General features: G+C 68.1%; 10 protein-coding genes and 4 pseudogenes. 7 read left to right on the top strand and 7 right to left on the bottom strand.

What is annotated here, in order from left to right:
• Window positions 1–349: 349 nt before the first annotated feature.
• Window positions 350–505: a hypothetical protein gene (locus C1J00_RS45055; RefSeq protein ID WP_180989410.1), complete on the top strand. Its 156-nt coding sequence runs from the start codon at window positions 350–352 to the stop codon at window positions 503–505.
• Here C1J00_RS45055 and C1J00_RS04975 read toward each other — a convergent pair.
• On the bottom strand, window positions 489–782 hold the full coding sequence (locus tag C1J00_RS04975) for a hypothetical protein (protein ID WP_102907802.1): 294 nt from the start codon (window positions 780–782) through the stop codon (window positions 489–491). The two genes, C1J00_RS45055 and C1J00_RS04975, sit on opposite strands and share 17 nt — an antisense overlap.
• 71 nt (window positions 783–853) lie before the next feature.
• Between C1J00_RS04975 and C1J00_RS04970 the strand changes: the two are divergent.
• A pseudogene (locus tag C1J00_RS04970) lies at window positions 854–967 on the top strand (fic family toxin-antitoxin system, toxin component); the annotation flags it as partial.
• 1,863 nt (window positions 968–2,830) lie between these two features.
• Window positions 2,831–3,628: a hypothetical protein gene (locus C1J00_RS04965; RefSeq protein ID WP_102907821.1), complete on the top strand. Its 798-nt coding sequence runs from the start codon at window positions 2,831–2,833 to the stop codon at window positions 3,626–3,628.
• 287 nt (window positions 3,629–3,915) lie between these two features.
• Here C1J00_RS04965 and C1J00_RS04960 read toward each other — a convergent pair.
• Window positions 3,916–4,110: pseudogene (locus tag C1J00_RS04960) on the bottom strand (hypothetical protein); the annotation flags it as partial.
• A gap of 173 nt (window positions 4,111–4,283) precedes the next feature.
• Here C1J00_RS04960 and C1J00_RS04955 point away from each other — a divergent pair.
• Window positions 4,284–5,678: an alpha/beta hydrolase family protein gene (locus C1J00_RS04955; RefSeq protein ID WP_102907801.1), complete on the top strand. Its 1,395-nt coding sequence runs from the start codon at window positions 4,284–4,286 to the stop codon at window positions 5,676–5,678.
• Between the two features lie 185 nt (window positions 5,679–5,863).
• Here C1J00_RS04955 and C1J00_RS04950 read toward each other — a convergent pair whose 3' ends face one another.
• Window positions 5,864–7,048: an IS701 family transposase gene (locus C1J00_RS04950; protein WP_102907800.1), complete on the bottom strand. Its 1,185-nt coding sequence runs from the start codon at window positions 7,046–7,048 to the stop codon at window positions 5,864–5,866.
• Window positions 7,049–7,142: 94 nt separating this feature from the next.
• Between C1J00_RS04950 and C1J00_RS04945 the strand changes: the two genes are divergently transcribed.
• Window positions 7,143–7,960 (top strand): IS5 family transposase gene (locus tag C1J00_RS04945; RefSeq protein WP_102907799.1). Its coding sequence is split into 2 segments (ribosomal slippage): window positions 7,143–7,485 and window positions 7,485–7,960, totalling 819 coding nucleotides; the frame shifts between segments, so codons are not numbered across the junction.
• On the opposite strand, the gene C1J00_RS45050 is transcribed toward C1J00_RS04945, so the two are convergent.
• From C1J00_RS45050 to C1J00_RS04935, 4 genes are all read right to left on the bottom strand, one after another.
• A complete protein-coding gene (locus tag C1J00_RS45050) occupies window positions 7,930–8,139 on the bottom strand; it encodes a hypothetical protein (RefSeq protein WP_180989409.1) in 210 nt (69 codons plus the stop codon). The two genes, C1J00_RS04945 and C1J00_RS45050, sit on opposite strands and share 31 nt — an antisense overlap.
• Window positions 8,136–8,369, bottom strand: a complete 234-nt coding sequence (locus C1J00_RS45045; protein ID WP_180989408.1) for a hypothetical protein — start codon at window positions 8,367–8,369, stop codon at window positions 8,136–8,138. The genes C1J00_RS45050 and C1J00_RS45045 overlap by 4 nt, the downstream gene beginning before the upstream one ends.
• A gap of 17 nt (window positions 8,370–8,386) precedes the next feature.
• Window positions 8,387–8,764, bottom strand: a complete 378-nt coding sequence (locus C1J00_RS45040) for a hypothetical protein (protein ID WP_180989407.1) — start codon at window positions 8,762–8,764, stop codon at window positions 8,387–8,389.
• 455 nt (window positions 8,765–9,219) lie between these two features.
• Complete coding sequence (locus C1J00_RS04935; RefSeq protein WP_180989406.1) at window positions 9,220–10,869, bottom strand: sensor domain-containing diguanylate cyclase; 1,650 nt, start codon at window positions 10,867–10,869, stop codon at window positions 9,220–9,222.
• Between the two features lie 590 nt (window positions 10,870–11,459).
• On the opposite strand from C1J00_RS04935, the pseudogene C1J00_RS46400 reads away from it, so the two are divergent.
• Together C1J00_RS46400 and C1J00_RS46395 are read left to right on the top strand one after the other, a co-directional pair.
• Window positions 11,460–11,549: pseudogene (locus C1J00_RS46400) on the top strand (MBL fold metallo-hydrolase); the annotation flags it as partial.
• Between the two features lie 107 nt (window positions 11,550–11,656).
• Window positions 11,657–12,049, top strand: a pseudogene (locus C1J00_RS46395) (DNA primase); the annotation flags it as partial.
• Between the last annotated feature and the right edge of the window lie 43 nt (window positions 12,050–12,092).

Here is a 12,092-nt window from a genome sequence, read left to right as displayed (position 1 = left end):
TGTCCTTGCCCGCGGTGTTCTTGTAGCCGTAGGTCAGGTCGATCAGTGTGGTGGTGCCCGAGGTGGTCTTTCAGGCGGGCACGGTCGTCGGGGAGCCGGCATGTGCGGTGTTCGTTGTGGGCCGTCGGCGCGGCGGGCAGGAGACGTTGTGCCCAGCGGGAATACCGCCAGCTCGCCATGGCCGGTGCAGGCGAGCGTCAGGGCTGTGGCGAATGGCGCCTGGGTGCTCACTATCGGCCTCCCGGACATGCGTACGGGCAGGGGCCTCAGTCGCCGTCCTGCGGCGGCCAGTCACTCAGTGGTTCTTCAACGGCCGTCGCACGGGTCGTCGCCCACAGGCATCGGCTGGGTGTCGGCCGCCAAGCAGGAGGAGTACAACCGCGGCGGCGTGGGCTGCGCCTCCGGCTCCGTCGCGGCGCTCACGGCGATGATCGGCACGACACCGGCGCAGATCAGCCCCGCTATCGCGGCGAGCCCCATAGGGGGCCTCACCGGTCGCCGCTGAAGTGGTCGAGAACTTCATCGCTGCAGTCGTCCGCGCCGACCCTGGTTCGCGTGAAAGCCAGCACGCCGTCGTCGTCGTTGCCTTCCACCTTAGCTTTGGCCAGCTGCGTCTCGATGTCCGCGATGTACTCGGCGCACTCGGCGCTGACGGGCTTCTCGGGCTGCGGGTCAGGCGCCGGCGAGGCGTTCAGTGCGGCGGTGGCAGCGATAGCGGCCACGCACAGCACCGCCCACGCGGCAACCCATGTGCGGCGGCTCATCCGTAACGGCTTGGGCATTTAGACACCCTACGAGCGTCGCAGCGGGCTGTCGCCGAGTGGAACGTTGTCTCAACGGTCGGCCCACCCAGCGCGCCCTGGACTACCCGCCCAAGTCGGCCGTCGCGCTGGTACGCGACGCGGCCTCGGGAGCGCTCGGCGTCGCCCGGACCTCCCGGCAACTGCGCGACTGGACTGCCGCCTGAGCCGCCACCGGACAGCGCTTGACCGCCCGGGCCGACCTTGATGCTGCCGGACTTTCTCCAGGCAGGGGCCGGCCCGGCGGAGTCGGTGCCGCGGGGTTCTGGACCTGTCGGGCGGCCTGTGTGCGGCACCGTTGCCGTCCGAGCGGCAGGCGCGGGAGTTTTCCGGGCCGTCGGGCGAGGGCGCGGCAATACTGCGGCAGCCTGCTCCAGGCGCTGGTGCGAGGCCGCCCCCATGTCGACGATCCTCCGCAGCGCCGCCTGCAGTGCGTCGGGGTCCTCGCACCATGCGCGGAACTCCTCGTAGGAGCGGGTGATCTCCTCGCCTGCCGAGTCGGCTGGTATGACCGAGGCGATGAGTTCCATGGCCCGCTGCTTGCGCTGGGCCACCGCCCATTCGACTGCGACGCTCTCTTCGGGGGCGGGCTGGGGCATCCCGTGCGTGGCGTCGGGCTCAGGGCTTCTGTCCATGCCTTGGGGCCTTCGGTCAGGGTTGGGCTGGTGCGCGGCTGTCGGCACCGTGGGTGCCCCGCAGGGTCCAGCCGGTCGTCGTATGCCAGCGTGGCTCGGGCCCTGGCAGCGTCGGCGAGCGAGCCCAGACGGTGTGGGCGTCAGCGCCTTCGGTCCTTCCGTCCGTCGGTCACCGTGACGGTGACCGACGGACGAGGGTTCCGGCCTGTCGGCGTCCGCCGGCACGGCCGGTCAGGAACAATCCAGGCTGGAGCCCGTCCGCGCTCCTCGCACGTTGCCCGGACGGGCCGCCCGCTTCCCCTGCCGGAAGCCGCGGGCGCGCGGCAAGTCTCACCGTCCGCCGGCGAGATCCGCGTAGGCGGCCACCGCCCGGTCGGCCAGCTCCTGTTAGACGGACTTCACGACCTCGAGGGCCTTCTGGTCCAGCCGCTCCGGTCCAGGACCTCGAAGAGACTGCCGCCGCCGAGGGAAGGCGCAGCCGTTGACCGGGCAGACCGCGAAGGGCCCGGCCGGCGAACCCCTTGTCCGCTGGAGAGCGGGCCTGGTCGTCGGCGAAGACGGCCTCGTCCAGGTGCTCCAGCGCGTCCCGGGCAAGTTTGAGGTCCTGGTCTTCAGGCGGCGGCGTCTCGCCCCGCTCCGTGCCAGGCGCCCGCGCCACCGCTCCAACTGGTGGGCGCATCACACCAGAAGGTGCACCTCAGCCCACTGCGTACGGAAGTCGTGCTCGAGCTCGGGGCCTGGGCTGAAGTCCTCAGCGCGGTCGTAGGCTCGCGAGTTGTCGGCGCTGGCCTGCCGGGCTTCCCGGTGCGCCGGGCCTGGCGGATGACCGCTTCCGCCCACACTCGGACGAAGGGCCGGGCGGCCTCCTCGCCTTCCGTCGGCTGGTCCGGTTGGAACCACTGCTTGTACATCCTAAAAGGCTAGATGCCTGCGGTCAGGCGGGCCGGTACCCTGCCAGCCCAGAGGGCGGTGGAATCGGGCCGGCGTGGGACGAAGAAGACGACGAGGGTGACGGCTGGACGAGGACGGCAAGGAGGACTCGGCAGCCAACGTCACCGCGGCGGTGCTGGCCGTGCTGGGGCGTTCGGGGAGCTCGTGCAAACGCTGGGTGACTGCGGCAAGGACCCGCAGCAAGCACTGCTGACCATCCGTCGGCGCACCGTGGCGATCCTCGACCGTCAGCGAAAGTGGCGCGGCAAGCGGAAGACGAGGCACGCCTGCTGTACGGCGAGAGCGGCATCTGATCTGGCTCAAGCGGGGCTGCTCGGAGAAGAGCCTGGTGTGCGGTTGCTGTCTCGAGACATCGGCAAGGTCACGTAGTAACTGGTTCACCCGCGTGCCTGGCGGCTTTTGTCTTTCGGTGCTGTGTCAGTGCCGCGTGCCACACTGCCGACCATGTCGCTCGCTGATCTCACTTTCGACCTGTGGCGGACCTTCGACGAGGTCACCGCCCGGCGGATCGCCCACAAAGCCGCTGACCAGGTGGGGGGCCGGGTGTCGCTCGTCGAGAGCACGGAACACCTCGGTGCCCCGCTGCACCGTGTCCGGGTCGAGCAGGACGGGGAGGAGTTCGCCCTGATACCCGGAGGCCGGGTGTCCCTGGGCTTCGACCTCGACACCTGGCAGCCGACCGCCCAGCAGGCCGCCGACTACGCCGAAAGCCGGGAGCAGGGCTACGGTTACGGGCCCGATCTGCGGACCCACCTCGCGCGGATCCTCAGCGCTCGCCGCAGCGTCCATCTGGACACCGTCCTCATGGCCGTGGAGGACGAGACCCTGACCGAACAGCCGGCCGACATACCAGCTGCCCTCTCCGCCCGTGGGTTGCGGATGCCGAGCTCCGACGAGTGGGAACACGCCTGCGGCGCCGGGTCGAACACCCTGTTCCGGTGGGGCGACGACTGTCCCCTCGACCGCATCCCCTACGGGGACGACACCGGCCCGCACAACGAGCTGAACGCCTTCGGCCTGCACATCGCGTACGACACCTACCGCGCCGAGCTGACCAGCGATGTGACCGCGGTCCACGGCGGCGACGGGGGCGAGTCGGTGTGCGGCGGCTACGGCCACCTGCTGGCCTGGCTCCCCCTGGCGACCGCCAACCGTAACCCCGAGATGGCCGAGTTCGTGTACGGACCGGACGGAGAGGACATGTACGAAAATTTCTCCAGGCGACCGGTACTCACGCTCTGAGCGCCGCGCGCGGACGGCCTGATCGACGACTGCCTCGCCGCTGGCTCAACCGACAGCGTGCCTCGGACGGCCGCGCCTAGGTCATCGCGAACATCTCGTTCGGTGTCTAGCCCGGACACCCTCACCGGGGCGAGTCGATCGTGGGAGAGACTGGACCCGCCCGGCGGTGCGCCCTGTGTCCGGCCGATGCTGCCGCCGCTGGGCAGCGTCAGCGGCCAGCGGGATCGGCTCAGCTGCACAAGAGCAGCGGGAGCCGCGCGTCCTCATCCGGTGTATGGCCGTCCCGGCACAATATCGTAGCCGCCTTCATCGAGGACGGCCACGGAGGCGAACCAGACGGGATCCTCCTCGTCGGGCTGGACGACCACGAAGGTGTTGTCGGAGTTGTTGAGGTCGCTGATCATCATGAACAGCGCGTCCTCGGAGGGGTCGTCGATGCCGTCGCCGTTCTCGCTGTCGGCGCCGTAGTACTGAGCCCCCATCGTTGCCTCTCTCTCGCCGGCGTGGTCTGAGTCACCGCCTCCCCGGCGGCCTGTGCGGCGACCGCGTCCTTCGCACCTTGTGCGGTAGCTGACCGGGCCCGCGTGGACCCAGTCGGAGCATGGGAGGGCGCGCCACATTTCCGCGCGGGGTGGAGCGCCGTAGCGTCCCCCGCATGACCACAAGCACACCGCACCAGCCTGCTTCCCTCACCCGCCGCGCGGCCCTGACCGGGCTCGCCGCGGGGGCGGGCGCGCTCGCCGTCGGGAGCACCGCTCGTACCGCGGCCGCCGCGCCCACTGTGCCTTCGACGGCGCCCGATCCGACGCCGGGAGCGATGCAGCTCTTCACCGATCCCGGCTTCAACTTCGCCGGGTTGCTCGCGCTGGGAGCCGCAGGCATGCGCGCCTCCGAGGTCGGCGAGGTGCTGACCGCTGTCAACGCCATCAACGCGGCGGGGCTCTCCGAGCAGACCTACACCGACACCTTCCGGTCCTGGGGCGACCAGCTCTCCGCTTCCCCGGCCGTGGGCCGGGACGGCCGCGGGACGCCGTCGCAGACCCGCCGTTTCCGCTCGCTGCGCGCGGCCCAGTACTACGCCCAGGCGCTGTTCTACGTCCTGGGCACCGACCAGCCCGGTGACGAGGAGGCGGTCTACGAGGCGGGACGCAGGGCCTGGGACACCTTCGCCCGACTCGGCACGCCCGCCGCCGTAACCGCCCGGGTCCCGTGGGGCAGGACCCGGCTGCCGCTGTGGTTCTTCCGCCCGGACGGCCCCGCCGAGCGGCGCCCCACCGTCATCCTCACCAACGGCAGTGACGGGCAGAACGTGGACATGTGGACCTACGGCGTGTCCGCAGCCCTCGACCGCGGCTGGAACGCCCTCGTCTACGACGGCCCTGGACAGGGGCAGTTGCTGTTCGTCGAGGAGATCCCTTTCACCACCCGCTGGGAGACGGTGGTCGCCCCGATCGTCGACTGGCTGCTGCGGCGCGAGGACGTGGACGGCCGGCGTATCGCCCTCACCGGCCTCAGCATGGGCGGCAACCTCGCCCCGCGCGCCGCCGCCTTCGAGCACCGGCTCGCCGCTTGTGTGGCGATGCCCGGATGCCTCAGCCCCTGGCTCGGATTCGACGAGGCGCTGCGTGACATCGTCACACCCGACAAGGAGGAGACCAACCGGGTCTGGAACGAGGACGTCGTCCCGGAGCTGACCCCGCAGGAGGCCTTCACGGTCAAGAAGCGCTTCGAGATCTTCGATCGGAAGGCGCTGCGCCAGGCGCGCCGGGGCAAGATCCTCACCGACCTCTGGACACCGGCGCAGGTGGCCATGGGCCTCGACATCACCGGGATCGTCGGCAGGATCAAGGCCCCGACGCTCGTACTGGACTACGACTTCGAGCAGTTCTACCCGGGCCAGCCGCGGGAGATGTACGACCTGTTGCGCACGCGGCGCGACTACGTGAAACTGACGAAGGCCACCGGGGCACAGTTGCACTGCTCCCCGATGGCCCCTCAGCAGCACTGCGACGTCGTTTTCGACTGGCTCGCCGACGTACTCCGGCGCTGAGTGCTCGGGTGTGCGCCCCTTAGTACTGCAACGGTGCTTGTTCTGAGTGCTGGGCAGTTTTCAGGGGCTGTGTCCGCGTCGTTTGTAGTGACTCAGGCGGGCTTGATATTGGCGTCGTCGGCGCCACGTTGACCATCGCAGAATGTGCTCGACCGGTGCTGGCCGGCGGTCGATGAGGCGGTGGATCAAGCGTCGGATTTCGGCGAGGCTGAGGTGGATGAGCTGGGAGGATCCGTTTCTGCTTTGTCCGTGTCCAGCAGGCGGGCCCGCAGGACGGTGAGGCAGGCGTGGGCGGCCATGGCCAGGGTCATGTGGCGGTGCCAGCCGGGGTAGCGGCGGACCTGGTAGTCGTCCAGGCCGCATTCCTGCTTGGCGGTCTGGAAGCATTCCTCGACTGCCCATCGGCTGCCCGCGATGCGGATCAGCTCGTCCAGCGTCGTGTCGGCGGGACAGTAGGCGACGTAGTAGGAGATCTCCTCGGGCCTGCTGACGCTGCGGCGGGCGAGAACCCAGTGCCGACGGTCCTCGCGGTGCCAGGGCCTCACTTCGACGCGTGCCCAGTCGAAGATCCGCCGACCATGGGCTCCTTCACCGCAGGAACGGCGCTTCCATTTCTGCCGTGGCAGGCCGGAAAACAGGTCGTGGACGGGGTGATCGATGGACCAGCGGGTGACGACGGTGTCGTGCCGGGTGGTGGCCATGACGTGGAAGACGTCCGCCTGCTCAAGCTCGAACCGCCAGCCCTTGCTGTAACCGTAAGCGGCGTCCGCCGTCACCCAGCTGAACGGGACCTTGTCGGCGATGGCCCGGCGGACCATCGCCTTGGCCATGGCCACCTTCGTCTCGAAGGCGACACTGTCGTCGATGCCGGCCCGGCGGCAGCGGGCCCGGTCATCCGTCCAGGAGGTGGGCAGATACAGACGGCGGTCGATCAGAGTGCGTCCACGGCCGGTGGCGTAGGCGAGGAACACACCGATCTGGCTGTTCTCGGTGCGGCCGGCGGTTCCGGAGTACTGCCTTTGCACGCCGGCCGAGCAGATGCCCTTCTTGAGAAACCCGGTGTCATCGACGATCAGGACGCCGTCCCGCTCTCCGAGGTGTTCCACCACGTAGTCGCGTACGTCGTCCAGGACCTCGTCGGCATCCCACTCGATCCGGTTCAGCAGCCGATGGATGCGATCGGGGCCCGCGTGACCGGCCTTCTCCGCCAGCGTCCAGCCGTTCTTCCGCTCCAGCGGCGCAACCAGCCCCCGCATATAAGCAAGTGCCGACTGACGCGGCTCTTCCCGGTTGAACCGGTGCACGAACCGCTCATGCAGTACGTCCAGCTCTCCGGCCCACAACCTGACTTCAGCAAGGTCCCCACCCATAACCACACCAACGAACGAGCTGGCCAGCAGTCACGGCAAGCACCGTTGCAGTATTAGACGGTGTCCTATGTGGTGATCGCTCGTTGGTCCGTTCATGGGGCGCCGTACGTGGAGTTGGATTGTTCCGGACGGCTTGTGGGAGCTCGCCAGGCCGTTGATTCCGGAGGACCGGGTACGGCCGCAGGGTGGCGGGACCCAGAACACGCCTGATGAGACGCTGTTCGCGGCGATCATCTACGTGCTGGTCAGCGGGTGCGCCTGGCGGGCACTGCCGCCGTGCTTCGGCATATCGAAGCCGACGGCCCATCGCCGGTTCATGATCTGGTCCAGGGCAGGCGTCTGGGGCCGGCTCCACGAAGCGGTCCTGCACCAACTCGACGACGCGGGCCTCATCGACGTCTCCCGCGTCGTCCTCGACTCCGCGCACGTGCGCGCCAAAAAGGGGGCGAACACACAGGTCCGAGTCCCGTGGACCGGGGCAAGCCGGGTTCCAAGATGCACGTCCTGTCGGACGCGAACGGACTGCCCCTGGTCGTCGGCGTCTCCGCCGCCAACGTCCACGACAGCGAAGGCCTGAAGCCCATGGTGACCGGTCACCAAACGAGACACGACCCTCACCGCGGCCGCTACTTCAAGCCCCAACGCCTGCATGCCGACAAGGCCTACGACATTACCCACCTGCGAAAATGGTTACGAGGCAAGCGCATCGGGGTGCGCATCGCACGCAAAGGCGTCGAGTCCAGCAAACGATTGGGCCGCCGTAGGTGGGTGATCGAGCGGACCATCTCCTGGCTGTCCGGCTACCGCCGACTCAGCCCTCGCTATGAACGCAATCCACGCAACTACCTGGCCTTTCTCGGTCTCGCCGCAGCCCTCTGCTGCTACAAGCGGTACGTCCGCCTCACCACATAGGACACCGTCTTAGGGTCCGTGATCCACTGCACGAACCTCTCGACCGCCACGTCGGCGAGATGCCCGCCCGCATCCACCTCCTCAATTGTGCGAGGGCGGGCCAAGGCGAGAAGTTCCACGAGCAGCGGCAGCCCCATAGAAAGCTGCAGCACCGCTTCCACCACGCCCGGATCGGTCACGCCCCGCTCGTCAGCAGCGCACGCGTCTCGGCTTCGGTGAAGACCTCCAATGGCACATCCGCCACCTGTGCCCCCAGCGGTGCCCATTCGCGCTCCGCGAGTTCGTCCCGGCCCGCCAGCACGACGATGACGTTTGTAGGCACTGGACCGAACTCTTCGTCCAGCAGATTCAGCAGCCACCCGTCCAAGTACCGGGCAGTCTGTTCCCACTTGTCGAAGAAGAGCACCACCCACTGATGGCGACGGCTCAACCTGTCAGCTCGGCGACGAAAGACCGGCTCAGATCCGCCTCATCACCCCGGGCTCCCCGCCGCCTGGAACGCGCCTGGGATGCCGATCGGAGCCGGCCCAGCCCCTGGGCTGCGGCATCCAGATTGGCTATCGCCGTCACGACACCGGCTCCCGGAATCAGCGACGCCGCCCTCAAAGCGGCCTGCGTCACCACCCGGCTCGACACCGACGCCTGGCCCTCCACGGGCATCGGCTCCCCCTGCGCCGCCTGCTCCCGCCGGAACTGTTCGACCGCCTTGTCGAATTCCTTGCACCTATCGGCCTGCTCTGCCAACTGCCTGACCAACTCGACCAAAGCCTGCTGCACCCCGCGGACGTCGTTTTCGTCCACCATCGCCGTCACCGCATCCGCACGCCGGGCCCGTGCTGCCACTGTCGCAGCAGCGTGGACTTCCCCACCCCACCCACACCACGCAGGAACAGAAACTCCGTCGGATCCTCCTCAGACTACTGCGGATCCTTCGACAAATTCTCCGCGAATAACGCCTACTGCGCCCGTCGACCAACGAATCGCGCCTTTGCACGCTGCCGGGTCAGTGCACCCCTCGACAGACCCCGATTCCCCGACCCGGCATCTCCGCACCCCCGTCACTTCGCCCACCGCACCACTGAGGTTGGTAGCACACTCGTCCGAAGCAAGTCGTATCGGACGCAGACAATCAGTGTCCGAGCCGAGCCTCTTGTTTGTCAGCCAAGCCCGGGAGACCGCAGTCGCACGGTGGTTGGAGGCGGTAGCTCTGGCCCGTGGCTATGGCGATTTCCGGTCCATGCTGGGCGATCAGGCTGGGATCAGGGGTTTGGGGTACCGGCAGCACGGGGTCGCTGTCCCGCGCCGTGTGCTGCCGGTTGGCCTGACGCCTGGAGGGAGGTGGCCGTCTGGCGGGCCTCGGGTGACGGACTGTGGCCGGCTTGGCGGGACGGGGGGATGTGCATGCGGATACGGCCTTTGCCTGCTCTCTTCGCCTCGTACATGGCTTCATCGGCTTGGCTGAGGAGTTCGTCTGGTGTTACGCCCGGGACGGCGAGTGTCATGCCGATGGAGGCTGAGACGAGTGCCTCTTTGCCTGCGATCTGGTAGGGCTGCGTCAGGGCAGACAGGATGCGCTCGGCGACGTCTTTGGCATGTGAGGGGTGTGTCCCGGCCTCTCCCTCCAGGAGGGCGGCGAACTCGTCACCGCCGAGGCGGGCCACGGTGTCTTCAGCCCGTACGGATGCCTGGAGCCGACGAGCGGCGTGGATCAGGAGAGTGTCGCCCACCGCGTGTCCAGCCGAGTCGTTGACAGCCTTGAAGCCGTCCAGGTCCATGAAGAGCACTGCGGGTGGGGCTGCGTGAGTGGTTCGCTTCCGCAGGGCATGGGCGACTCGGTCGGTGAACAGGGCCCGGTTGGGCAGTCCGGTGAGCGCGTCGTGGAAGGCCAGGTGCTCGAGTTGTTCCCGCTGGATGACCCGGTCGGTCACATCGCGACTGCTAAAGATCATTCCTTCGGTGTGGTGGCTGACCGTCGACTCGACGTGGCACCAACGTCCGTCGGCGTGGCGGACCCGGCAGGACACGCGGCGGCCCGGACCGCGGATGCCTAACGCGGCTTCCTGCCGCAGCGTCTCGACTGCCTGCATCAGCGGCGTCAGGTCGTCGGGGTGGCAGTACAGGGGCAGACGGGCACCCAGCAGGTCCTCAGGCCGGTAACCGAAGACGTGATGAGCGGCAGGACTGACGTAGAGCACGCGGCCGTCCAGGCTGATGATGGTGATCACGTCGCGGGTGCCGTCGACCAAGGCACGGTAAAGCGCCTCCCGGGTGGTGGCTTCGCGAGTGATACGCAGGTGATCGGCGTGGATGATGCCCTGGCGGATACCGAGCGAGATAGGCAGCAAACCCGCCAGGATCAGCAGGACCATGTCGGTGTGGCCTCCGACCATGGTGTGAGCTGTCACGGCCAGGACGCAGATGGCCACGGGCACGAAAGCGGCCACGACCCCGACAACGGGCATGATGCGCTGGTCGATGTCCGCGACGCTGGTGCCTCCGGCCAGCCATGGGGCGACGGCGATGAGGAGCAGGCCAGTGATCGAGCAGGCCGCTGCGCAGGGAATGCCGTACCAGGTGCCGGGGGCCGGCATGAGGATGCGCAGCATGTCGCTTGCGGTCAACACGGTGAGGGCCAAGGCGGCTACCGTTGTCGCGGTGCGTTCAGGACGCTTCAGGGAGTAGCGCAGTGCCACCAGAAGTCCGAAGACCAGGGTGTCCGTCGCCACGCGTGTCAGATCCTGCAAGGACCCGAAGGCATTGCCGCTTTGGTCGGCACGATGCAGCAGCAGCACCCAGCCCAGTGTGAGCAGGGAGCCGGCGATCATCCATCCGTCCAGGACTCGCCGCAGCCAGATCAGCGTCGTGCCGCCGTCCGCCACTGCGACGGCCAACCCGGCGACCCCCAGCACCAGACACAGCGCGATTCCGGTGGGCGCTAGCAGTTGGAGGACGAAGTGGAGGCCACCAGCGGGTCTGCAACGAGGGGAAGGGAGCTGATTGACCACGAGGTGGTGAAGGCCACCCGCTGCCACAGACACCGCTAGGAGCGTAAGGCGAAGGCGGACCCTTCCGGCGGCCGTCCTGGCACGCCCAAGCAGCGACAGGGCGGCCAGACCATGCGCAGCCGGCACTCCGACGCCGACGGGGATGAACAGCACCGCCGTCGCGCTCGCGCTCAGCATGGCGGCAAGCACGCATCCCAGCCCCAGAGCCTTGCCCCACCCACATGCCGCCGATGACCAGCCGATAAGAACGGCGTGCAACGAGCCCCACCAACCGGCCTGTCCCGGCCTCATACGAACCCCCGACGGTTATTGAGCCCAAAGAGGGCAGGCACACCGTGTTCGTCTGCTCGTGCCGGATAAGAGCGTAGGAGGATGTCCAGCTTCTATGCCCATGAAAAGCGGTAAGTTCACCTGAAAAACGGACGAGCTCCCGGAGGCTGACACCCTGCCAGTTGGAGGTCAGCCGCAGAAGCTGTCTGATCACTCCGAGCCCTGGAGTCCCTCTCGGCGACATCTCTCTGGTCGTGAACTGCCACCTTCACTTCGACCACTGCGGCGAGAATCCTCTCCTTGTTGGGGCTCCCTGAAAATCGGCTGTGTTGGCGGGGGAGGGGGTTCAAGCCGGACCTCTGTGAGGTCAAGGCTTGGCCCCCCGCCGCGCGGGAGGATGCTCCACTGATGCCCGCAAAGCGAACTCGTCCGCGACGAAGGCCCCGGTATCCTGCAGTGGCTCATCGAGGGCGCCCGCCGCTACCTCACCACCCGCGACAACCTCGAAGGCCCCGACCGCGTCCGCATCGCCACCACCGCGTATGCCAACACCGAAGACCACATCGGCCGCTTCCTCACCGAATGCTGCACCCGCGACCTCGAAACCCAGCCCGACCTGCGCGCCGAACAGGGCCTCCTCTACACCACCTACGCCTCCTGGTGCAGCAGCGGCGAAGGCATCCGCCCCGCAGGCGCCCGCGCCTTCGCCACCCGCGTCCGGCAGGAAGTCGGCCTCGCCTCACCCGCCGACATGATCAAATCCAACGGCCGCAAGTACTACCCCGGCCTCGCCCTGCTGGACACACCCTCATGAACCAACCCCCGCACCACCACAGCGAACCACCGCTCCACCGCCC

Origin of the sequence: Streptomyces cahuitamycinicus (assembly GCF_002891435.1) — a bacterium.
GTDB lineage: Bacteria > Actinomycetota > Actinomycetes > Streptomycetales > Streptomycetaceae > Streptomyces > Streptomyces cahuitamycinicus.
The sequence above is the reverse complement of the archived record's forward strand: the minus strand, read 5'-3'. Positions and strand labels throughout refer to the sequence as shown.

Coding starts and splice junctions, on each gene's coding strand:
- C1J00_RS04975 (WP_102907802.1), bottom strand. CDS start 782: ATGCCCAAGCCGTTACGGATGAGCCGCCGCACATGGGTTGCCGCGTGG.
- C1J00_RS04950 (WP_102907800.1), bottom strand. CDS start 7,048: ATGGGTGGGGACCTTGCTGAAGTCAGGTTGTGGGCCGGAGAGCTGGAC.
- C1J00_RS04965 (WP_102907821.1), top strand. CDS start 2,831: ATGTCGCTCGCTGATCTCACTTTCGACCTGTGGCGGACCTTCGACGAG.
- C1J00_RS45040 (WP_180989407.1), bottom strand. CDS start 8,764: ATGGTGGACGAAAACGACGTCCGCGGGGTGCAGCAGGCTTTGGTCGAG.
- C1J00_RS04955 (WP_102907801.1), top strand. CDS start 4,284: ATGACCACAAGCACACCGCACCAGCCTGCTTCCCTCACCCGCCGCGCG.